General features: G+C 68.4%; 21 protein-coding genes and 1 pseudogene. 13 read left to right on the top strand and 9 right to left on the bottom strand.

What is annotated here, in order from left to right; translation table 11 throughout:
• Positions 1-5: 5 nt before the first annotated feature.
• Positions 6-740 carry a 16S rRNA (uracil(1498)-N(3))-methyltransferase gene (locus tag ASG75_RS07245; RefSeq protein WP_056387269.1) on the bottom strand — a complete coding sequence of 245 codons (735 nt, stop codon included), beginning with the start codon at positions 738-740 and terminating at the stop codon, positions 6-8.
• On the opposite strand from ASG75_RS07245, the gene ASG75_RS16645 reads away from it, so the two are divergent.
• Entirely contained in the window at positions 733-1,224 is a 492-nt protein-coding gene (locus tag ASG75_RS16645; protein WP_235580168.1) for a hypothetical protein, read from the top strand. The genes ASG75_RS07245 and ASG75_RS16645 overlap by 8 nt on opposite strands.
• A gap of 12 nt (positions 1,225-1,236) precedes the next feature.
• Here ASG75_RS16645 and ASG75_RS07235 read toward each other — a convergent pair whose 3' ends face one another.
• Positions 1,237-2,601 carry an adenosylmethionine--8-amino-7-oxononanoate transaminase gene (locus tag ASG75_RS07235; protein WP_056387265.1) on the bottom strand — a complete coding sequence of 455 codons (1,365 nt, stop codon included), beginning with the start codon at positions 2,599-2,601 and terminating at the stop codon, positions 1,237-1,239.
• Between the two features lie 67 nt (positions 2,602-2,668).
• Between ASG75_RS07235 and ASG75_RS07230 the strand changes: the two genes are divergently transcribed.
• Genes ASG75_RS07230 through mazG form a run of 5 tightly spaced genes read left to right on the top strand, consistent with a single transcriptional unit; the run spans position 2,669 to position 6,455 of the window.
• Positions 2,669-3,454, top strand: coding sequence for a type II secretion system protein N (locus tag ASG75_RS07230; RefSeq protein WP_056387263.1), 786 nt, complete (start codon positions 2,669-2,671; stop codon positions 3,452-3,454).
• Positions 3,455-3,470: 16 nt separating this feature from the next.
• A complete protein-coding gene (locus ASG75_RS07225; protein WP_056387261.1) occupies positions 3,471-4,247 on the top strand; it encodes an inositol monophosphatase family protein in 777 nt (258 codons plus the stop codon).
• A gap of 23 nt (positions 4,248-4,270) precedes the next feature.
• Positions 4,271-4,828: an ADP compounds hydrolase NudE gene (gene nudE, locus ASG75_RS07220; protein ID WP_056387259.1), complete on the top strand. Its 558-nt coding sequence runs from the start codon at positions 4,271-4,273 to the stop codon at positions 4,826-4,828.
• Complete coding sequence (cysQ, locus tag ASG75_RS07215) at positions 4,825-5,646, top strand: 3'(2'),5'-bisphosphate nucleotidase CysQ (RefSeq protein ID WP_056387256.1); 822 nt, start codon at positions 4,825-4,827, stop codon at positions 5,644-5,646. Before nudE ends, cysQ begins: the two co-directional genes overlap by 4 nt.
• On the top strand, positions 5,643-6,455 hold the full coding sequence (gene mazG / locus ASG75_RS07210; RefSeq protein ID WP_056387254.1) for a nucleoside triphosphate pyrophosphohydrolase: 813 nt from the start codon (positions 5,643-5,645) through the stop codon (positions 6,453-6,455). The genes cysQ and mazG overlap by 4 nt, the downstream gene beginning before the upstream one ends.
• Positions 6,456-6,506: 51 nt before the next feature.
• On the opposite strand, the gene ASG75_RS07205 is transcribed toward mazG, so the two are convergent.
• A complete protein-coding gene (locus ASG75_RS07205) occupies positions 6,507-7,001 on the bottom strand; it encodes a hypothetical protein (protein WP_056387253.1) in 495 nt (164 codons plus the stop codon).
• A 139-nt stretch (positions 7,002-7,140) separates the two neighbouring features.
• On the opposite strand from ASG75_RS07205, the gene ASG75_RS07200 reads away from it, so the two are divergent.
• Entirely contained in the window at positions 7,141-7,920 is a 780-nt protein-coding gene (locus tag ASG75_RS07200) for a DUF4097 family beta strand repeat-containing protein (RefSeq protein ID WP_056387251.1), read from the top strand.
• A 10-nt stretch (positions 7,921-7,930) separates the two neighbouring features.
• Here ASG75_RS07200 and ASG75_RS07195 read toward each other — a convergent pair whose 3' ends face one another.
• From ASG75_RS07195 to ASG75_RS07180, 4 genes are all read right to left on the bottom strand, one after another.
• Positions 7,931-9,064, bottom strand: coding sequence for an SLC13 family permease (locus ASG75_RS07195; protein WP_056387249.1), 1,134 nt, complete (start codon positions 9,062-9,064; stop codon positions 7,931-7,933).
• A 57-nt stretch (positions 9,065-9,121) separates the two neighbouring features.
• Complete coding sequence (locus ASG75_RS07190; protein ID WP_056387248.1) at positions 9,122-9,616, bottom strand: AmiS/UreI family transporter; 495 nt, start codon at positions 9,614-9,616, stop codon at positions 9,122-9,124.
• A 132-nt stretch (positions 9,617-9,748) separates the two neighbouring features.
• A complete protein-coding gene (locus ASG75_RS07185) occupies positions 9,749-12,232 on the bottom strand; it encodes an FtsX-like permease family protein (protein WP_056387246.1) in 2,484 nt (827 codons plus the stop codon).
• Positions 12,229-12,930 (bottom strand): ATP-binding cassette domain-containing protein, encoded by a 702-nt coding sequence (locus ASG75_RS07180; RefSeq protein ID WP_056387244.1) that lies wholly within the window; start codon positions 12,928-12,930, stop codon positions 12,229-12,231. Before ASG75_RS07180 ends, ASG75_RS07185 begins: the two co-directional genes overlap by 4 nt.
• On the opposite strand from ASG75_RS07180, the gene ASG75_RS07175 reads away from it, so the two are divergent.
• From ASG75_RS07175 to ASG75_RS07165, 3 genes are all read left to right on the top strand, one after another.
• Complete coding sequence (locus ASG75_RS07175) at positions 12,929-13,540, top strand: arylesterase (protein WP_056387243.1); 612 nt, start codon at positions 12,929-12,931, stop codon at positions 13,538-13,540. The genes ASG75_RS07180 and ASG75_RS07175 overlap by 2 nt on opposite strands.
• Positions 13,541-13,639: 99 nt before the next feature.
• Positions 13,640-14,371 (top strand): response regulator transcription factor, encoded by a 732-nt coding sequence (locus ASG75_RS07170; protein ID WP_056387241.1) that lies wholly within the window; start codon positions 13,640-13,642, stop codon positions 14,369-14,371.
• Between the two features lie 37 nt (positions 14,372-14,408).
• Entirely contained in the window at positions 14,409-15,428 is a 1,020-nt protein-coding gene (locus ASG75_RS07165; protein WP_056387239.1) for a HAMP domain-containing sensor histidine kinase, read from the top strand.
• Positions 15,429-15,508: 80 nt separating this feature from the next.
• On the opposite strand, the gene ASG75_RS16640 is transcribed toward ASG75_RS07165, so the two are convergent.
• Together ASG75_RS16640 and ASG75_RS16635 are read right to left on the bottom strand one after the other, a co-directional pair.
• Positions 15,509-16,141 (bottom strand): 3-oxoacid CoA-transferase subunit B, encoded by a 633-nt coding sequence (locus tag ASG75_RS16640; RefSeq protein WP_235580205.1) that lies wholly within the window; start codon positions 16,139-16,141, stop codon positions 15,509-15,511.
• Positions 16,142-16,234: 93 nt separating this feature from the next.
• Positions 16,235-16,870: pseudogene (locus ASG75_RS16635) on the bottom strand (CoA transferase subunit A); the annotation flags it as partial.
• A gap of 247 nt (positions 16,871-17,117) precedes the next feature.
• On the opposite strand from ASG75_RS16635, the gene ASG75_RS07155 reads away from it, so the two are divergent.
• The 3 genes from ASG75_RS07155 (at position 17,118) to ASG75_RS07145 (ending at position 20,119) form a co-directional block, all read left to right on the top strand.
• Positions 17,118-17,489: a BlaI/MecI/CopY family transcriptional regulator gene (locus tag ASG75_RS07155; RefSeq protein ID WP_056387235.1), complete on the top strand. Its 372-nt coding sequence runs from the start codon at positions 17,118-17,120 to the stop codon at positions 17,487-17,489.
• On the top strand, positions 17,476-19,014 hold the full coding sequence (locus ASG75_RS07150; RefSeq protein WP_056387234.1) for a M56 family metallopeptidase: 1,539 nt from the start codon (positions 17,476-17,478) through the stop codon (positions 19,012-19,014). The genes ASG75_RS07155 and ASG75_RS07150 overlap by 14 nt, the downstream gene beginning before the upstream one ends.
• Positions 19,015-19,117: 103 nt before the next feature.
• A complete protein-coding gene (locus ASG75_RS07145; RefSeq protein WP_056387232.1) occupies positions 19,118-20,119 on the top strand; it encodes an isoaspartyl peptidase/L-asparaginase in 1,002 nt (333 codons plus the stop codon).
• The last annotated feature ends 3 nt before the right edge of the window (positions 20,120-20,122 follow it).

The following is a 20,122-nucleotide window of genomic DNA, read 5'->3' as shown; positions in this document are numbered from 1 at the left end:
GCGGACTAGCCGTCGCCGTGCAAGGCCTGCAGCGCGGCCAGCGCGGCCAGCCCCGCGGTTTCCGTGCGCAGGATGCGCGGCCCCAGCCGCAGGCCGTCGAAACCGGCGGCCGTCAACGCACCGATATCGCGTTCGCCCAGGCCACCCTCCGGCCCCACCACCAGCAGGCCGCCGGCCGCGGTGAATTGCAGCTCGCGGGGTGAGCGACCGGCTTCCGGCAGCAGGGCCAGGCGCAGCGCGCTGTCGTCGGCAAGGCCGCCCAGCCAAGTCGCCAGCGGCAGCGCCGGGACGATCTCGGGCAGGCGCGCGCGACCGCTCTGCTCGCAGGCGCTGGCCACCACTGCACGCCAGTGCGCCAGCCGCTTTTCCGCGCGGGCGGCGTCCAGCTTCACCTCCGAGCGTTCGGTCAGTAGCGGCACAATGCGCGCCACGCCCAGTTCGGTCGCCTTCTGCACGATCAGGTCCATCTTCTCGCCGCGCGCCACGCCCTGGGCCAGGGTCAGCGGCAGCGGCGACTCGTTGTGCAGAACCTGCTTCGACTCGACCCGCACGGTCACCTCGCGCTTGCCCACCGCAAGGATGACCGCGGCGTAGTCGTGGCCGTCGCCGTTGAACACGGTGAGCGGGTCGCCGGGGTTCATGCGCAGCACGCGTGCCACGTGTTCGGCGGCTTGTGCCGGCAGATTCAGCTCGCCGGAGACGGCGAGCGGCTGGTCGACGTGGATACGGATCGTGCGCATCGGAACAGGCCGGGCGGGAACGGCCGCCCAGCATAGCGCGGCGCGCGCCCAGCATGAACGCGCGCGCGACAACCGGATGCTGCCGCTTGCACCCGCCGACACGCCGTATCAGCATGCTCGTACTCCCCATGCGCGCTCGCCGCATCCGCCACTTGCGAGCGGAGGTCACATGTCCCGGTTCGTTTTCGTTTCCGCCATGCTGCTGGCAGGCTGCGGCGCAAGCACCATGCTGCTGGCACAGGATTCCCCGGCTTCACCACCGTCCGCCGAACCGTCCAGCCAGCAGCCGACGCAGCAGGCCGCGCGGCCGGATGAGCGCCACTGCATCCGCGAGACCGGCAGCCATATTCCGGCGAAGAAGGGACACTGCCTGCCGGTGGCCGGACGCAGCTACAGCCAGCAGGATTTGCAGCGTACGGGCGAGCCCGAACTTGGCCGGGCACTGCAGAAGCTCGACCCCAGCATCACCGTTCGCGGGCACTGAACAGGCTGCGCTTCAGCTTGCCACGGCGCGCTCGATCCCGGCGATCGCGGTGTCGACCAGCAAGTCGATCTCCGACGCGTCGACCACGTAGGGCGGCATGAAATACACCACGTTGCCGAGCGGACGCAGCAGCACGCCGTGCTGCAGGCCGTGCAGGTAGACGCGCAGGCCGCGCCGTTCCTCCGCGGGATACGGCCGCCGGCTGGCCTTGTCGGCGACCAGCTCGATCGCCGCGATCATGCCGGTCTGGCGCACGTCGGCAACGTGCGGATGCGCGCGCAGCGGCTCCAGCCGGCGGGCCAGGTGGGCGGCCAACTGGCGGTTGCGTTGCAGTACCGGCTCGTCGCGGAAGATCGCCAGCGTCTCCAGCGCGACCCGGCAGGCCAGCGGGTTGCCGGTGTAGCTGTGCGAGTGCAGGAACGCCTTGCCGGCGCTGTACTCGGCGTAGAACGCCTGGTAGATCCGCTCGCTGGTGAGCACCGCCGACAGCGGCAGGAAGCCGCCGGTGAGGCCCTTCGACAGGCACATGAAATCCGGCGTCGCGCTGGCTTGCTCGCAGGCGAACAGCGTACCGGTGCGGCCGAAGCCCACCGCGATCTCGTCGGCGATGAAGTGCACCGCAAATTCGTTGCACAGCGCGCGCAGGCCGCTGAGGTAACTGGGGTGATACATGCGCATGCCGCCGGCGCATTGCACCAGCGGCTCGACGATCACTGCGCAGGTTTCGTGTGCGTGCCGTTCCAGCAACGTGCGCAGTTCGCCGAGGCGGCGTTTGGCCGTCTGTTCCGGTGACTCGCCGGGCTCGCCTTCATAGGCGTCCGGCGACGGCGCCAGGAACGGGGTCAGCAGCAGCGGCGCGTAGGTCTTGCGATACAGCGCCACGTCGCTGACCGACAGCGCGCCCAGCGTCTCGCCGTGATAGCTGCCGGTCAGCGCGATGAAACGGGTCTTCTCGCCATGGCCCTGGTTGAGCCAGTAGTGGAAGCTCATCTTCAGCGCCACCTCGATCGCCGCCGAGCCGTTGTCGGCGTAGAACACCCGATCCAGCCCGGGCGGCGTGATCCGCACCAATGCCTCGGCCAGTTCGATCGCCGGTTCATGGGTGAAGCCAGCGAAGATCACGTGTTCCAGCGTGCGCGCCTGCTCGGCCAGTGCGGCGGCGATGCGCGGGTTGGCGTGGCCGAACAGGTTGGTCCACCACGAACTGATGCCGTCCAGGTAGCGCCGGCCGTCGGCGTCGATCAGCCAGGCGCCTTCGCCGCGCACGATCGGCACCATCGGTACGCTCTCGTGGTCGTGCATCTGCGTGCAAGGGTGCCAGACGTGTCGCAGGTCGCGCGCGGCGAGTGCGGCGTTGCCGCTTGCGGGGTTGTTCATCCGGCTATCATCGACGCTGCGCGACGGGCGCTCAAGTCCGCGTATTGCTCATCCCGGGAATCGATGCTTGAAGCCACTGCGAAAATGCCTGATCGGCCTCGGTGCGCTGACGTTGGCCGCCGCCGTGCTGCTGTGGTTCCTGCCGGCGCGCTGGGCGCTGCCGTGGATCGAGCCGCAACTGCACGGGCTGCACCTGCAGCAGGTGCAGGGCACGTTGTGGCATGGCCGGGCCGACGAGGTGGTGGCTGCCGACGGGCAGGCGCTGGGGCAACTGCAGTGGCAGTTGTCGCGTCGGGCCCTGCTCGGTCAGGTACGGCTGCAGTTGCAATTCGAAGGGCCGCAACTCGCGTTTTCCGGCGGAGTCCGGCGGCTGCCGGATGGCCAGGTCGAAGTGAGTGGCGCGAATGTGCGTGCAGAGCTCTCGGCGTTGGCTCATGGCGCAGTGTCGCCGTGGGGGCAGCCACGCGGCGAACTGCAAGTGACGATCGACCATGCCCTGCTGCAGGCCGGCTGGCCGATGCAACTGCAGGCGCAGGTGCAATGGCCGCAGGCGCTCATGCGCACGCGCGACGGCGACGTGGCGCTGGGTACGCTGCAGGCACAGGCGAGCGCGCAAGGCGGGGTGATCCGGGCGCAGCTGCACGACGACGGGCATGGCCCGCTGCACGTCGATGGCGAACTGCAATTGAGCCCGCTCGGCTGGCGACTGGACGCGACGCTGCGCGCCCGACAGACTGACCCGGCATTGCGCCGCTGGCTGGCCAGGCTGGGTCCGCCGGCGGCCGACGGCAGCGTGCGCCTCCAGCGCCGCGGCGGACTGGCCGGCAGCGCACCGGCACCCTCCAAGAAATGAAGGACGCGAGACGAGCATGAACCCGGATATCGCCGCAACGGCCCTGGTGGCCGCACGCGAAGCCGCCGCGGCCGCGGCCGAGGTGATCAGGCATTACTGGCGGCGCGGCGTCGAGGTGGAGCTGAAGTCCGACGCGACCCCGGTGACGATTGCCGACCGCGAGGCCGAGCAGGCGATCCGGCGAGTGCTGCAGGCGGCGCTGCCGAAGGCGTCGATCTACGGCGAGGAGTTCGGCCTGGACGGCGAACGTGGCGGCCTGCTGTGGCTGGTCGATCCGCTCGACGGCACCAAGAGCTTCGTGCGTCGCACGCCGTTCTTCTCCACCCAGATCGCGCTGATGGATGGCGACGAGCTGGTACTCGGCGTGTCCAGCGCGCCGGTCTACGGCGAGACGATGTGGGCCAGCGCCGGCGACGGTGCGTGGCTCGACGGCGAGCGCGTGCGCGTGGCGGACACGGCGCAAATGGCGCAGGCCTCGATCTCCACCGGCAACGTCAAGACGCTCACCGGTGACGCACGCTGGGCCGCGCTGGGCGCGCTGATCCGCGACAGCAACCGCATCCGCGGCTACGGCGATTTCTGCCATTACCATCTGCTGGCGCGCGGCAGCCTGGACCTGGTGATCGAGTCGGACGTGAACATCCTCGACATTGCCGCGTTGGCGGTGATCGTGCGCGAAGCCGGTGGCGTGTTCACCGACCTGGACGGCGCGCCGCTGACGCTGGACACGCGCAGCGTGCTGGCCGGCACACCGGCGATCCACGCGCAGGCCCTGCAGCGTCTGCGGCGCTGAACGACGCGAGCTAGAATGCCCGGATGCGCAAACTACCGATCATCCATGCCACGCGCGACGTCAGCGACAGCCGGTTTCTGCAGGTCGAGCAGCTCGACCTGGAGTTCTCCAACGGCGTGCGCCGCACCTACGAACGCTTGAAAGGCAGCGGCCTGGGCGCGGTGATCATCGTGCCGATGCTGGATGACGACACCGTGCTGCTGGTGCGCGAGTATGGCGGCGGCGTCGGCCGCTACGAACTCGGCCTGCCGAAGGGCCGGCTGGATCAGGACGAAACCGCCGAGCAGGGAGCCGAGCGCGAGCTGAAGGAAGAGATCGGCTACGGCGCGCACAAGCTGAAGATCCTGCACAACCTGTCGCTGTCGCCGTCGTACATGACGCACATGGCGCATGTGGTGCTGGCGCAGGACCTGTATCCCGAGAAGCTGGTCGGCGACGAACCGGAAGAACTCGAAGTGGTGCCGTGGAAGATGTCCGAACTGCACACCTTGCTCGGTCGCGACGACGTGACCGAGGGGCGTTCGATCGCCGCGCTGTTCATGGCCCGCGAGTATCTCGCCGGGCGTTTCCAGCGCACATGAGCACGCCGCCCGGAAATACGCCGCCCGAGCTGGCCCGGCAGGTTGGTGCGATCGCCCGCGCCGCCGGCGCAGCCATCCTCGATGTCTACCACAGCGATTTCGCGGTGCAGACCAAGGCGGACGCGTCGCCGCTGACCGCCGCCGACCTGGCCGCGCAGCAGGTCATCATGGCTGGCCTGGCCGCGCTCGAACCGGTACTGCCGGTGCTGTCGGAAGAAGCGAAAGCCTTGCCGTGGTCCGAGCGCCGGCACTGGTCACGCTACTGGCTGGTCGATCCGCTCGACGGCACCCGCGAGTTCGTCAAGCGCAACGGCGAATTCACCGTCAACATCGCCCTCATCGACGACCACCGCAGCGTGCTCGGCGTGGTGCTGGCGCCGGTCAGCGGCGAGTTGTATGTCGCCGCGCTGGGGCAGGGCGCCTGGCTGCAGGCGCAGGCCGATGGCTTCTGGCAGCGCATCCGCACGCGTCCGCTGGAGCAACCGCCGCTGGTGGCCGGCAGCCGGTCGCATGGCGGCGCGCAGGGCAGCGTGCTGCAGCGGTTGATCGGCAGCGACTACCAGCTGGTGCCGCTGGGCTCGTCGCTGAAATTCTGCCTGATCGCGCGCGGTGCGGCGGACGTCTATTTGCGCCTCGGCCTCACCAGCGAGTGGGACACTGCCGCCGCGCAATGCGTGCTGGACGAGGCCGGCGGCGCGGTGCTCGACCTGGCCGGCCAGCCGTTCCGCTACAACCGCGGCGAGTCGTTGCTGAATCCCGAATTCATCGCCGTCGGCGACGGCACGATCGACTGGGCCGCGCGGTTGCAGGCGCCATGAGCGAACCGGCACGGCACAGTCTGGACGACCTGCTCGCGATCATGGCGCGCCTGCGCGATCCCGCGCGGGGCTGCCCGTGGGACGTGCAGCAGGATTTCGCCTCGATCGCGGCGTACACGATCGAGGAAGCCTACGAGGTCGCCGACGCGATCGACCGCCGCGACTGGCACGACCTGCGCGACGAGCTGGGCGACCTGCTGCTGCAGGTGGTGTTCCATTCGCAGATGGCGACCGAGCAGGGCTTGTTCGATTTTGCCGACGTCGCCCACGCGATCAGCGCCAAGATGCTGCGGCGCCATCCACACGTTTTCGGCGACGTGCGCTATGCCGACCTGGCGGCGCAGATGCAGGCGTGGGAGGAGATCAAGACGGCCGAGCGCGCGGACAAGGGCGAGCCGGCCGACGCCAGCGCACTGGCGGGCATCTCGGCCGGGCTGCCGGAATGGAAGCGCGCGCAGAAGCTGCAGCAGCGTGCCGCGGCCGTGGGCTTCACGTGGCCCGGTCCCGAACCGGTACTGGCCAAGCTGGCCGAGGAAGTGGACGAAGTGCGCGCGGAGTTCGTCAACGGCGCCGACCCGGCGCGGTTGCAAGACGAGATCGGCGACGTGCTGTTCGTGATGGTGAACCTGGCGCGCCATGCCGGCGTCGATTTCTCGCAGGCGTTGCGGCACGCCAATGCGAAATTCGAACGGCGTTTCCGGCAGATGGAGCAGCTGGCGGCGGCCGACGGCGCGGCGTTCGGCGAACGCACGCTGGACGAGCAGGAACAGCTGTGGCAGCGCGCCAAGCAGACGGAACGCAAACCCTGAGCCTGCGCGATGGCGCCAGGCCATCGCGCAGGTCGTGGACTTTCGTGGAAGTTACTTGGCCGCCGGCGCCGTCTTGTCGGCACGGTGCTGCTGCCAGGCGGCGCGCATCTTCTCGCGCTCGGCACGCATCTTCGCCTCGTTGGCCAGGTTCTCGTCCAGCCCCTTGCGCAGCGTGGCGATCGCCTGGTCGACGTTGGCCGGCTGCGCCTGCAGACGGGCCAGGCGCTTGTAGATGTAGTCGCGCACGCGCGGATCCTGCGACCTGGCCAGCACGTCGTTGTAGACCGACGCCATCTCCTTGCTGCGGCCGGCCTGCATGTACAGCCGCTCCAGGCCGTGCAGGTCGCCGATCACGCCGTTGCGCTGGTGGTCGCGGTGCATGCGCATGCCGTGGTCGCGGTCGCCGTGATGCGCGCGCATGTCCTTGTCGGCCATCGCGGACGGGGTCGACGGCGACGGGAGTGGCGTATTCTGGGCCATCACGAACGAGGTCGATCCGGCGATCAGCACGGCCAGCGCGGAAGCAAGCAGGGTTTTGCGGTGCATGGTGTGTCTCCTCGGTAGGTAGACTGGAGAACGCGGCCGACTCCGGCACGTTGACCGGTGCGTTCATGCTCCCGTCATGCTTGCAACCCTTTTGCCGCTGGCTGCATCTCAGGCAAGTCGACTACCCAAGGAGAGTTCCATGCGCCGTCTTCTCACCGCAGCCCTGCTGCTCGCTCCGATCGCCGCCTTCGCCGCCAGCCCGTGCAAGTACGAGGCGCCGCGCAACCTGCAGCTTGACCTCGCCGGCGTGCGCAGCGTGCAGATTGACGTGAACAGCCAGGACCTGCACCTGACCGGCAGCGACAGCACCAAGGGTCTCACCCTCACCGGCCGCGCCTGCGCCTCCGAACAGGCGATGCTGGACAAGCTGCAGGTCACCCAGCGGCGCGAAGGCGACCAGCTGCTGATCGATATCGGCAACACCGGCGGCAGTTTCAGTTTCAGCCTGTTCGGCGGCAATTCCTATTCGAGTCTCGACGTCACCGTGCAACTGCCGGCCAACCTGCCGGTCACCGTGCGCGTGGGCTCCGGCGACGCCGACGTCAGCGGCGTGCAGCAGCTGCAGACCAATGTGGGCTCGGGCGACCTGCACGTGCGCCAGGTGTCCGGCAAGTTCGCTACCAGCGTGGGTTCGGGCGACGTCAGTGCCACCGACGTCGGCAGCCTGGACCTGGGTTCGGTGGGCTCCGGCGACTTCAAGGCCGAAGGCATCAAGGGCGACGCCCGCATCGGCAGCATCGGTTCGGGCGACGTCACCTTGCGCAACGTCGGCGGCAGCGTGCACGCCGATACGCTGGGTTCCGGCGATCTCAACGTGAGCGACGTGGCTGGCGATCTCAGCCTCGGTGCCAAGGGCAGCGGCGACGTCGATCATTCGGGTGTGAAGGGCAAGGTCAGCGTGCCGAACGACGACGATTGAGCGCGACCCGTCAGCCCAGCCAGCGCCAGACTAGATACACCAGCGGCGCGCACACCAGCAGGAACGGAATCGACACCAGGTGCAGCAGCCGCAAGCCATGCGGCTGCTTCGCCAGGCGCAACGCGATCAGGTTCGCCAGCGAACCGATCGCCACGCCGAAGCCGCCCACGTTCACCGCCACCGCCAGCGCGGTGGCGTCGGGCGCGCGTTCGAGCAGCAGCACCGTCGCCGGCACGTTGCTGATCAGCTGCGAGGCGACGATGCCGCTGGCGTACAGCGTCAGCGGTTGGCCGAAGTCGAGCCGGTCCAGCGCCTGCTGCACCAGGGGCAAGTTCGCGAAATGGCCCAGGCCCAGGAAGATCGCGGCGAACGTGAGCAGCAGCAGCCAGTCGATTCGCGCCAGGCTCGGTCGCGCCAACAGCGCGAACAGCGCCAGCACCAGCAGCGCGCCCAGCGGCGCCTGGCCGTATTCCATCAGCAGCACCATGCCGAGCAGCGCGGCGATCGAGCACGCGCCGAGGCGGCTCGAAGCCACGACGCCGTCGATCCGTTCCGGGCTCAACGCCACGCGATCGCGCGGCAGCCACAGCCAGGCGAACGCCGCCACCAGCACGAACATCACCGCCGCGGCCGGCAGCATCGCCGCCGCGAAATGCAGGAACGGCAGCTGCGAGTGCTGCCACAGCAGCAGGTTTTGCGGGTTGCCGATCGGGCTCAGGGTGGAACCCGCGTTCACCGCCAGCGCCTCCAGCACCACCATGCGCAGCACCGGCAGGTTCGAGATGGTGCCGATCGCCAGGGTCAGCGGCACGATCAGGAACAGGCTCACGTCGTTGGTCAGCACCATCGACAGCAGCGCCGTCGCGGATACCAGCAACAGGCCCAGGCTGCGCAGCGAGTGCGCGCGTGCCACCACGGCCACGGCCGCATGCTGCACCAGTCCGCTGTCGCGGATGCCCTGGATCGCGATCAGCAGACCCATCAGGCCGGCCAGCGTGGGCAACTGCAGCCAGCGCCGGTAATCGCTTGCGGGGCGGGGGTCGAGCACGGCAAGTGTCAGCGCCAGCAGCGTGAATACCAGCAGCAGCCATTCGTTCTGCAGATGCCGGGCCCAGCCGGGTGGCTTTTGCGTGGATGGATTCATGGTTTCAACGCGGGCCTGGAGGCCACGTCATCATTCAGTGGCCTGGGTGGCCGGGTATCACCAGCGCGCCAGCAGCATCAGCATGCCGGGTATCCAGCAGGTGACGATACCCACGACCACCGTGTAAGGCGCGAGGAAGCGCTTCACGCGCACGCCGGTGCACAGGTCGACGAAGAACAGCAGCCACAGACTCGACCAGACCAACCAGATGCCGGCCATGCGCAGCTCGCCGAGGGTGTACGCGTCCCAGCTCAGCGGCAGCGCGGTGATCGCGACGAACAGGCAGTACCAGCCCAGCCCGGTGCCGCTCAGCTTGAACCAGTGCACGCCGGCCACGTACAGGTAGGTGAAGGCGAACAACAAGCCCGAACCCACGGCGAGAAAATCCGCCGGCGTGGAGGCCTGGATCGCGCCCAGCACCGCGGCGAAGGCCGAGAGGCTGCCGACCAGCAGGTTGAGCACGGCCGCTTCCTTCGCCTCGATGCGTCCGGCGAGGGTCAGTCCGTTGACGATCAGGATGACACCGACAAAAAGCAGTACGACGCCGAGCATGGCGGACTCTCATGGCTGAAGTTGGGAGTGGGAGATGCGTGGCGAAACCGCGGCGCGTGCGCCGCGGTTTCGCCAGTCTCGCATGGCTTCGTTGTGGTGGCGATGGTCGCCCGGAGGGACGGGATCTTCCTTTTAGCCTTCGCGCAACAACCGCATCGGCGGCGTGCGGCTGACCTTGCGGGTGCCGGCCAGGCCCAGCAGCATCACGACCAGTCCAGCGCCGACGGCACCGCCGACCAGCGGCCACAACGGCGGCACGAAGTTCTCGATGTGGAACACCGCCTGGCCCAGCCACACGCCCGCGCCGGCGGCGCCGAGTGCGGCGGTGAGGCCGGCGACCAGGCCGAGCAGGGCGAACTCGCAGGCGGCGGCCACGCGCAATTGGGCGCGACGTGCGCCGAGCGTGCGCAGCAGGGCGGCTTCGTGGCGGCGCTCGGCGGCGCTGGCGGCCAGCGCGGCGGCCAGTACCAGCGCGCCGGCGAGCAGGCTGAAGCCGAGGATCCAGCGCACCGCGTTGCCGACCCGGTCGACGATCTCGCGCACGCGGTCGAGCAGCGAGTCGACGTCGACCAGGCTGAGGTTGCTGTAGTCGCGCGACAGCTGCGCCAGTTCGGTGGCATGCCCGCGCGGCAGGTGGAAGCTGGCCAGCCAGGTATGCGGCAGCGCGCCGGCGTGGGCCGGGTCGAGCAGCAGGAAGAAGTTGACCCGGAACGAACTCCAGTCGACCTTGCGCACGCTGCCGACCTTCGCATCGATGCGGCCTTCGCCCACGTTGAAACTCAGCGTGTCGCCCAGCTTCAGCGCGAACATGTCGCGCCACATGGTGTCGATCGACACCTCGGCTTGCGCCGGCTGCGCGCCCTGCCAGCGGCCGGCGATCACTTCGTTCGCGGGCGGCAGCTCGGCGGACCAGGACAGCCGCAGCTGGCGGTCGGTCCAGTCCTTGGCTCGCTCGTCGGCGAAGGCGAGCTGGTCGATCGGGCGGCCATTGATCGCGGTGAGCTTGCCCACCGCCAGCGGCAGCATGTTGAGCTGGTCTCCGCCGATCCTGGCCAGCGCCTGCTCGAAGCCGGCGCGCTGGTCGTCCTGCAGGTTCAGCGCGAACCAGTTCGGCGTATCCGCCGGCAGCTCCTGGCGCCAGCCCTGCAGCAGCGCCGGCGCCACGATCGCCAGCAACAGCAGCGCGCACAGGCCCAGGCTGAGCGCGGTGGCCTGGATCACGCTCAGCGCGGGTCGCCGTGCCAGCGCGGCCAGGCCCAGCCGCAGCGCCGGGTGCGCGCCCGGTGCGATGCGCCGGGCCAGCCACAGCAGCGCGCCGGCCAGCAACGCCGCGATCAGTGCCACGCCGAGCAGGCTGGCGGCGAGGATGCCGGCCAGGGTGAGCGAGCTGCTCTGGCTCCAGATCAGGCCCAGCGCCACCAGCACCGGGATCAGATACAGCGCATCGAAACGGCGCACCCGCCGCTGCATGCTCTGGCGAAATACGGCAACAGGAGCGACCTCGGCCAGCCGCGCCAGCGGCGGCAGCGCGAAGCCGACCAGCACGGCGATACCCATCGCGGCGGCAGCGAACGACGGCGCCAGCGGCAGCACGGTCGGCACGCTGCCGAACAGCTGGCTAGCCAGCAGCCAGGCCAGTTGCGACAAGCCCAAGGCGAGCGCGATGCCGATGGCCGTCGCCGGCACGGCGAGCGCGCCCAACGTGCCCAGCAGCAGACCCAGCACGCGTCGACGCGGCGTGCCCAGTGCGCGCAGCAGCGCCACTTCGGCGGTCTTGCGCCGTGCGTAGCGCTGCGCGGAAAGTGCGATCGCGATGCCGGCCAGCAGCGCCGAGAGCAGGGCGGTCAGGCGCAGGAATGCACCGGCGCGGTCGAACGACGTGCGCATGCGTTCCTGGGTCTGCTCCGGCGTGATCAGCTGGGCGCCTTGCGGCAGCGCGGTCGTCTGCGCCCAGTCGCGCCAGGCCTGCACTGCCATCGGCGTGCCGGCCAGCAGCAGGCGGTGGCGGGCGCGGCTGCCCACGCCGAGCAGGCCGGCCTGTTCGGCGTCGGCCAGGCTCATCAGCGCGCGCGGCGCCAGCGCCAGCAACTCGCCGCCATCGGGCTGGCGCAGCAATTCGGCGGCGATGGTCAGGTCGCGGCCGCCGAGTTGCAGCGGCTGGCCGACCTTGAGATTCAGTGCAACCAGCGCGCGATGATCGAGATAGACCTCGCCCGCGGCCGGGGCGTGGCCGTTGCGCGTGCGGCCGGCGGCATCGCGCAGCTCCAGTTTGCCGCGCAGGGGGTAGTGCGCGTCGACCGCCTGCACGTCGAGCAGCTGGGTCTGCTCGTGGGCGAACGCCACGCTGGGGAAGCCAGCGGTACGGGTGAGTTGCAGGCCGTCCTGGCGCGCCTTGTCGGCGAATGTGTTCGGCAGGGCCTGCGGCGACGACACGCCGATGTCGCCGCCGATCAGTTCGGCGGCGCTGGCCAGCATGCCGCGCTCGATCCGCGTCGCCAGCGTGGCGACCACGCCCAGCGCCACCACCGCCAGTACCAGCGAGGCGGCCAGCGTGCGCAGTTCCGGCAGGTGCCATTCGCGGCGCAGGCTGCGCAGGGCGAGCAGCAGCATCTTCATGCCTGCGCGTCCGTGTCGGACGCCACGACGCGGCCTTCTTCCAGCTCGATCCGGCGATCGCAGCGCGCGGCCAGCGTCGCATCGTGGGTGACCAGCACCAGGGTGGTGTGGTGGTCGCGGTTCAGCGCGAACAGCAGGTCGCAGATGTGATGGCCGGTGCGCTGGTCGAGGTTGCCGGTGGGTTCGTCGGCGAACAGCACGCGCGGGCCGTGCACGAACGCGCGGGCGATCGCCACGCGCTGCTGCTCGCCGCCGGAGAGCTGGGCCGGGTAGTGCCGCCGCCGCGCACCCAGCCCCACCGCTTCGAGCGCATTGCGCGCACGTTGGCGTGCGTCGCTGCTGCCTTCCAGTTCCAGCGGCAGCATCACGTTCTCCTCGGCGGTCAGCGCGGGCAGCAGGTGGAACGACTGGAACACGAAGCCGACCAGACGCCGGCGCAGGTCGGCGCGGGCCTCCTCGTCCAGCTGCTGCAGTGCATGGCCGTCCAGCGCGATGCTGCCGTCGTCCGGCGTATCCAGCCCGGCCAGCAGGCCGAGCAGGGTGGTCTTGCCGGAACCGGAGGCGCCGACGATGGCGAAACTCTCGCCTGGCTGCACCTGCAGGCTGACCTGGCTGAGGATTTCCAGTCTCCCCTCGGGGCCGTTGACCGACTTGCTAACATCGCAGGCTTCAAGAAGAGGCCGGGAAGAATCACTCATGCGTCAATGCCTGTGGTTGCTGGTTTTTCTGTGCGGCATCGGCAGCGCCCAGGCGGCGGCGCCGAAAACCGTGCTGATCCTGGGTGATTCGCTGTCCGCCGCGCACAACATCCCGGTCGAGGCCGGTTGGGTGCATCTGCTGGATGCGCGTCTCAACCAGATGGTACCGAAGTGGACCGCGATCAATGCCAGCATCAGCGGCGAGACCTCGCTGAGCGGGCGCAACCGCCTGCCCGCGCTGCTGGCGAAGTACCGGCCGGGCGTGCTGGTGCTGGAGCTGGGCGCCAACGATGGCCTGCGCGGTCTGCCGCTGCCGGCCCTGCGCGCAAACCTGGACGCGATGATCGCGGCGGCGCAAAAAGCGAAGGTGCGCGTACTGCTGGTCGGCATCGAGCTGCCGGTGAACTACGGGCCGCAATATCGCGACGGCCTGCGCGCGGTCTATGCCGACCTGGCGCGGACCCGCCGTACCGCGCTGGTGCCGTTCCTGCTCGACGGCATCGCACTCAATCCCGCGCTGATGCAGGACGATGGCCTGCATCCGGTCGCCGGCGCCCAGCCGCGGGTACTGGACACCGTCTGGAAGCCGCTGCAGCCGCTGCTGCGTTAAACAGAACCTGCTCTGAACCTCGTTTTCACGTTTCACGCTACCCTCACCCGGTCGCCGCTTAGATCTTCACGTATGTGAAATCATGGCAAGGAGGACGATATGACCGTACATGACGAGCAAGCGGGATTGATTTTGCTGGTCGAGGACAACCGCCAGATCGCCGAGATGGTGGGCGAGTTCCTGGAGCGGCGCGGTTATTCGGTCGACTATGCCGCTGACGGGGTCAGCGGCCTGCACCTGGCGGTGTCCAACAGCTACGACGTGCTGGTGCTGGACCTGATGCTGCCGGGCCTGGATGGGCTGGAGGTCTGCCGCAAGCTGCGCAGGGAGGCCAAGAAGTCCACGCCGGTGCTGATGCTGACCGCCCGCGACACGCTGGAGGACAAGCTGGCCGGGCTCGAGGCCGGCGCCGACGATTATCTGGTGAAGCCCTTCGAGGTGCGCGAGCTGGAAGCGCGGCTGCGCGCGCTGATCCGCCGCGACCGTCGCCAGGTCTCCACCGAGGTACTCAGCGTCGGCGACATGACCCTGGATACCGCCACGCTGCGCCTCACCCGCGACGGCCAGGAACTGACCGTGTCGCCGATCGGCCTGAAGCTCCTGGCGATCCTGATGCGCGAGTCGCCGCGGGTGGTCAGCCGGCGCGACATCGAGCGCGAGATCTGGGGTGATACGCTGCCCGACTCGGATACCTTGCGCTCGCATCTGTACAACCTGCGCCGGGTTATCGACAAACCCTTCGCGCGGCCCCTGCTACATACGATCCACTCGGCGGGTTATCGTCTCGCGGATCTCGAATCGGAAGTGGCCTCTTCGCCCCAGACGGCCTGACATCGACACGGCGCATACAGGTAGGCGCACACAGGTAATGGATAGCAGGGTCAACGCAGTCACCTTTCGTGTGGGTGCCTTCCGCCGGCGCATTGCGCGGGTGTTCGCGCTGCAATTCCTGATCGTCGCCGTCGTCTGCATCCTGGGCATCTACGGCGTCGTTCCCACGGTCATCGTGATTGCGGTGATCGTGATCACCACCGCGCTGGCGTGGCTGATTACCCGGCGCGAGTGGCGGCCGGTGCGTGCGCTGGCCCGGCTGGTCAACCGTTGGGACGGCCAGTCGCTGGATCCGGAATCGCTGAACCTGGATCAGCTGTCCTCCCATACCGACGCCGACGTGGCTTCGCTGGCGCAGGGGCTGCACGGCTTCGCCAAGCGCCTGGCCAGCTACAACCAGCGCGAGCGCAGTTTCACCCGCGATGCCAGCCACGAGCTGCGCAGCCCGCTTACCGTGATCAAGATGTCGGTCGACATGCTGGGCGAGGAGGGCGGCCTCAGCGATTTCGGCGTGCGCTCGGTGCGCCGGATCAAGCGTGCCGCCCGTGAGATGGAAGTGCTGGTGGAAGCGCTGCTGATCCTCGCGCGCGAGACGGACAGCTCGACCGACGACCAGTGCTTCGTCGTCAACGATGTGCTGCGCCAGGAACTGGAATCCGCCCGCGAACTGCTGGCCGGCCGGCCGATCGAGTTGTTGCTGGAGGAGCCCGCCCGCTTTGCGCTGCAGGGCTCGCCGCAGGCGTTTTCGGTACTGTGCTGGCAGCTGATCCGCAATGCTTGCCAGCAGACCGAGCAGGGCAGTGTGGTGATCAGCGTGCTGCCCGGCGTGGTCAGCGTGCGCAATCAGGCGGCGCCACAGGTATCTGGCGACGACGGCTGCCCGTTGCGTGTTCGCGGCGCCGACCGGCACGGTTTTGAACTGGCCATTGCCCAGCGGATCAGTGACCGTTTCGCGTGGCCGCTGGAATTGCAGACGGGCCAGGGACAGGAAAACATCGCCCGCATCCGCTTTCCGCACCCGCTGCCGGTCGACGTGCCGGCAAAATCCGCCTTGTAGGGCGGACACTGCCCGCCGGCGGCTGTTCCCGCCGTGCGGCAAGGGCGGCGAACCACGCCCGCCCTATGCAGGGTTTCGCGTCAGCCGGCTTGCAGCGCCGGGGCCACCGCGAATGAGCAGCCGGTCTTCGCCTTCACCTCGTCGAGGCTGACGCCGTCGTTGAGTTCGATCAGGGTCAGGCCCTTGCCTTTCTCCACCTCGAACACGCACAAGTCGGTGATGATCAGGTCCACCACCTGCTTGCCGGTCAGCGGCAGGTCGCAATCGGTCTTGATTTTCGGCGAGCCGTCCTTCGCGGTGTGCTCCATCAGCACGACCACGCGCTTGACGCCGCTGACCAGATCCATCGCGCCGCCCGGCCCCTTGACCATCTTGCCCGGCACCATCCAGTTGGCCAGGTCGCCATGGCCGGACACTTCCAGCCCGCCGAGAATCGACAGGTCGATATGACCGCCGCGGATCATCGCGAACGAGTCGGCGCTGGAGAAGAAGCTCGAACCGGGCAGGGTGGTGATGGTCTGCTTGCCGGCGTTGATCAGGTCCGGATCGAGTTGATCCTCGGTCGGGAACGGGCCGATGCCGAGCAGGCCGTTTTCCGACTGCAGGGTGACGCTGACGCCGGCCGGGATGTGGTTCGCCACCATGGTCGGGATGCCGATGCCGAGGTTCACGTAGAAGCCGTCGCGCAGCTCCTGCGCGGCGCGCCTGGCCATTGCCACGCGGGTCGGGTTTTCCTTGCCGGCGGCCACGCCGGCGATGGTGCGGAACTCGATCCGCTTCTCGTACTTCGCGCCCTGCACGATGCGGTCGACGTAGATGCCCGGCACGTGGATGTTGTTCGGGTCCAGCTCGCCCACCGGCACCAGGTGTTCCACCTCGGCCACGCAGGCCTTGCCGCAGGTGGCGATCATCGGGTTGAAGTTGCGCGCGGTTTCGCGGAACACCAGGTTGCCGTGGGCGTCGCCCTTCCATGCCTTGACGATCGACAGGTCGGCATGGATCGCCTCTTCCAGCACGTACTCCTTGTCGCCGAAGCGCTTGGTTTCCTTGCCCTCGGCCAGCTTGGTGCCGAACCCGGTGCGCGTGTAGAAACCGGGGATGCCGGCACCACCGGCGCGCAGCTTCTCGGCCAGCGTGCCCTGCGGGGTCAGGTGCAGCTCCAGTTCACCGGCCAGCGTTTGCCGCTCGAACTCCTTGTTCTCGCCCACGTAGGACGCATACACGCGCTTCACCTGATGCGTCTTCAGCAGCGGACCCATGCCGAAGTCGTCCACGCCGGCGTTGTTGCCGACGATGGTCAGGTCCCTGGTGCCGGCTTCGAGAAGTGCACCGATCAGGTTCTCGGGGATGCCGCACAGGCCGAAGCCACCGGCGGCGATCGTCATGCCGTCGAACAGCAGACCGTCAAGGGCTTGCGCCGCACTCGGGTAAACCTTGTCCATTGCCGTGCCTTTCTCGTGGAGAGTCAGCTGACAAGGATACGACGGAATGGCCCGGACCGGCCTTGTACCAAGGTCGCAAGCTAGGCGAGGCGGCCCTTCTTCCTTCCCTGCTTGCCCCAAAGGGACTTCCTCCGGTCGCTGGGGAGAACCGAGGAGGGGGTCGCTCTTCCCGCAGGCTGCCGCCCACTTGACGCGAGCATTTACGCATGTAAACATCATTATCACTTACACGTGTAAACGGTGATTCATGGCCATCAGCGAAGCCGAAGCAGTGATCATGGACGTGCTGTGGCGCGAAGCGCCGCGCACGGCCGAGGACATCCTCGCCGAAGTCGGTCCCGCGCAGAATTGGCAGGAAGGCACGGTGAAATCCCTGCTCAACCGCCTGCTGCGCAAGAAGGCGGTGCATGCCGAGCGCGACGGTCGTCGTTATCTCTACGCACCCTTGCTGACGCGCGAGCAGTACGTCCAGCAGGAGAGCAAGGGCCTGCTCGACCGCCTGTTCGGCGGCCGCGTGGCGCCGCTGGTGGCGCACTTCTCCGAACAGCGCAAGCTGTCGAAGAAAGACATCGCCGAACTGCGCAAGCTGCTCAAGGAGCTCGACGATGAACAACCTTGATCCGAGCGGGATCGACTGGTTTGGGCACGGCTGGCTGCTGGTGCTTGCCTTCACCGTCGCCGTGTTGCTGGTGGCCGCATTGCGCAAGCCATGCCGGCGCCTGTTCGGCACCGAGCGCGCGTTTCAGTTGTGGCTGCTGCCGCCGTTGGCGCTGCTGGCCAGCCAGCTGCCGCATGCGGCCGACGCGCCGGTTGTGGTGTTGTCGCCGGTGGTATTTGCTATCACCTCGGCGGCCGCCGCGTTGCCGGCGCACGCCGCCGGGTCGGGCGCCATCAACTGGCGCGCATGGGCCGTGCTGCTGTGGCTGTTGGGCAGCGTGGCGAGCCTGCTGTTGGCTGCGCTGGCGCAAGCACGCTACCGCGCGCGGTTGCGAGGAGCCACCAGCATCATGGATGTGCGTTCGCGTTGGCCGACGTTGCGTGCGCTCGGTACGGATGTCGGCCCAGCCCTGGTCGGTGCCTGGCGCAGTCGCATCGTGCTGCCGGCCGATTTCGAATGCCGCTACGACGCCACCGAACAGATGCTGATCCTCGCCCACGAAGCCACCCACGCGCACTGCCGCGATGGCTGGTGGTGTCTGCTGGCGCAGCTTGTGGCGGCGGCGTTCTGGTTCCACCCCTTGGCCTGGTGGGCGCTTGCGGCTCTGCGCCACGACCAGGAACTAGCTTGCGACGCTGCGGTGCTGCGCGAACACGGCACGCAGCGGCGCAGCTACGCGAATGCCATGTTGAAGACCCAGTCGGCCGCGTTCGCGTTGCCGGTCGGTTGCCCCTGGTCACCACGCCACCCCATCACGGAGCGTATCGCCATGTTGAAACTGCCTTCACCGAACCGCCGTCGCCGAAACGCCGGAATGATCGCTGGCTTCGCACTTGCCATTGTCGTGGCCGGTTCGGTTTATGCCGCCGGTACGCCTCAGGAACCGCGCGAGGTCCGGAAAGCCCACGGTCCGGAGTACCAGTTGGACATGCAGGTCGAGCTGACGACCGACGATGGTCACGAGCGTCATACGGAAACTGCGGATTTCGCGCTGTGCATGGCGCCGGGCAAGGCCGCGATGGCAAGCGTGGGTGCCGTGAAGGTGGAAGCGACCACCGTGCCCGTCGATGATGGGCAGGTACGCATCGACCTTGCCGTGACTAACGCCGGCACCTCGCCGCTTGCACATAGCCAGCTGCACGGTGCACTTGGCAGGGTGCTGCATGCTGCGGGCACGGGAGCGGATGGGAGGCCTGCGTATGTTGTCGACGTCACGCCGCAGGCAGGTTGCCCGGCGCGCGTGATTGCCGCGGCCTCTCCAGTCAAGGTCACCGAGCACGTCACGAATGGCACGGCGCGTGAAGTGGCGGAATCGATAGCATCGAAAGCGGGTTGGAAGCTCGCCAACCCGCGCGCGCTGGGCGATGCTCCCGTCACGCTGTCGTTCAGCGACATGCCGGCAGGTACGGCGATGCAGCGGGTAGCAGACCTTGCCGGCATGAAGCTGGTGCTGGATGGCAAACAGGTGCGTTTCGCGCCCAAGTGAGGGCCGAGGTCCCGGTATACTCGTTCCCGTTAGCCAGGGAGAGAGAGCCCACGTGAAGCCGCGTCGTCTGTTTGTTGCCCTTGCCACCTTCGGAATCACCGCCATGAGCCATGCCGCCGTCTCGCCCGTGCTGGTGATCCACGGCGGCGCCGGGGTGGTCAAGCGCGAGATGACGCCGGCGAAGGAACAGGCGGTGCGCGCGGCGATGACCCAGGCATTGCAGAACGGCTACGCCCGGCTCAAGGCGGGCAAGAGTGCGCTGGATGCGGTGGCCGCCGCGATCACCGTGCTGGAGGATTCCCCGCAGTTCAACGCCGGCAAAGGTGCGGTGTTCACCCATGACGGCACCAACGAGCTGGACGCGGCCATCATGGACGGCAATACGCTGCGCGCCGGTGCGGTGGCTGGCGTGCAGCGCGTGAAGAACCCGATCCTGCTGGCGCGTGCGGTGATGGAGCACTCGCCGCACGTGATGCTGTCCGGCGCGGGTGCCGAGGCATTCGCGAAAGAGCAGGGCATAGCCCTGGTCGACCCGGCGTACTTCCGCACCGAGGAGCGTTGGCAACAGCTGCAGAAGGCGCTTAAGGAAGATGCCGCGAAGCAACCGCATGCGGACGTCGAGACGGCCAAACACTTCGGCACGGTCGGCGCGGTGGCGCTGGACGCGCAAGGCCGCCTCGCCGCGGGAACCTCCACTGGCGGGATGACCGACAAACGCTGGGGCCGCATCGGCGACTCGCCGATCATCGGCGCCGGCACCTACGCCAACAGCGGCTGCGCGGTCTCCGGCACCGGCTGGGGCGAGTTCTACATCCGCACCGTGGCCGCGCACGAGATCTGCATGAAGGTCACACAGATGCGCGTGCCGCTGAAGCGCGCCGCCGCCGAGGTGATCAACCAGGAAATCCCGTCGATGGGCGGTAACGGCGGCGCGATCGCGCTGGACGCGGAAGGGCACATCTCGATTCCGTTCAACACCGACGGCATGTACCGCGGCTGGATCGGCGCCGACGGCGTGCCCCATGTGGCGATCTACGGCGATGAGGACGACGGCACCGCGGAGTTGCCGGCACCGGCGCCGGCCGATAGCGTCGCGCAGCCCTGAGGC

Source organism: Rhodanobacter sp. Soil772 (genome assembly GCF_001428385.1).
Classification (GTDB): Bacteria; Pseudomonadota; Gammaproteobacteria; order Xanthomonadales; family Rhodanobacteraceae; genus Rhodanobacter.
Note: the sequence above shows the minus strand (reverse complement) of the source record. Positions and strands in the feature narration are given on the sequence as shown.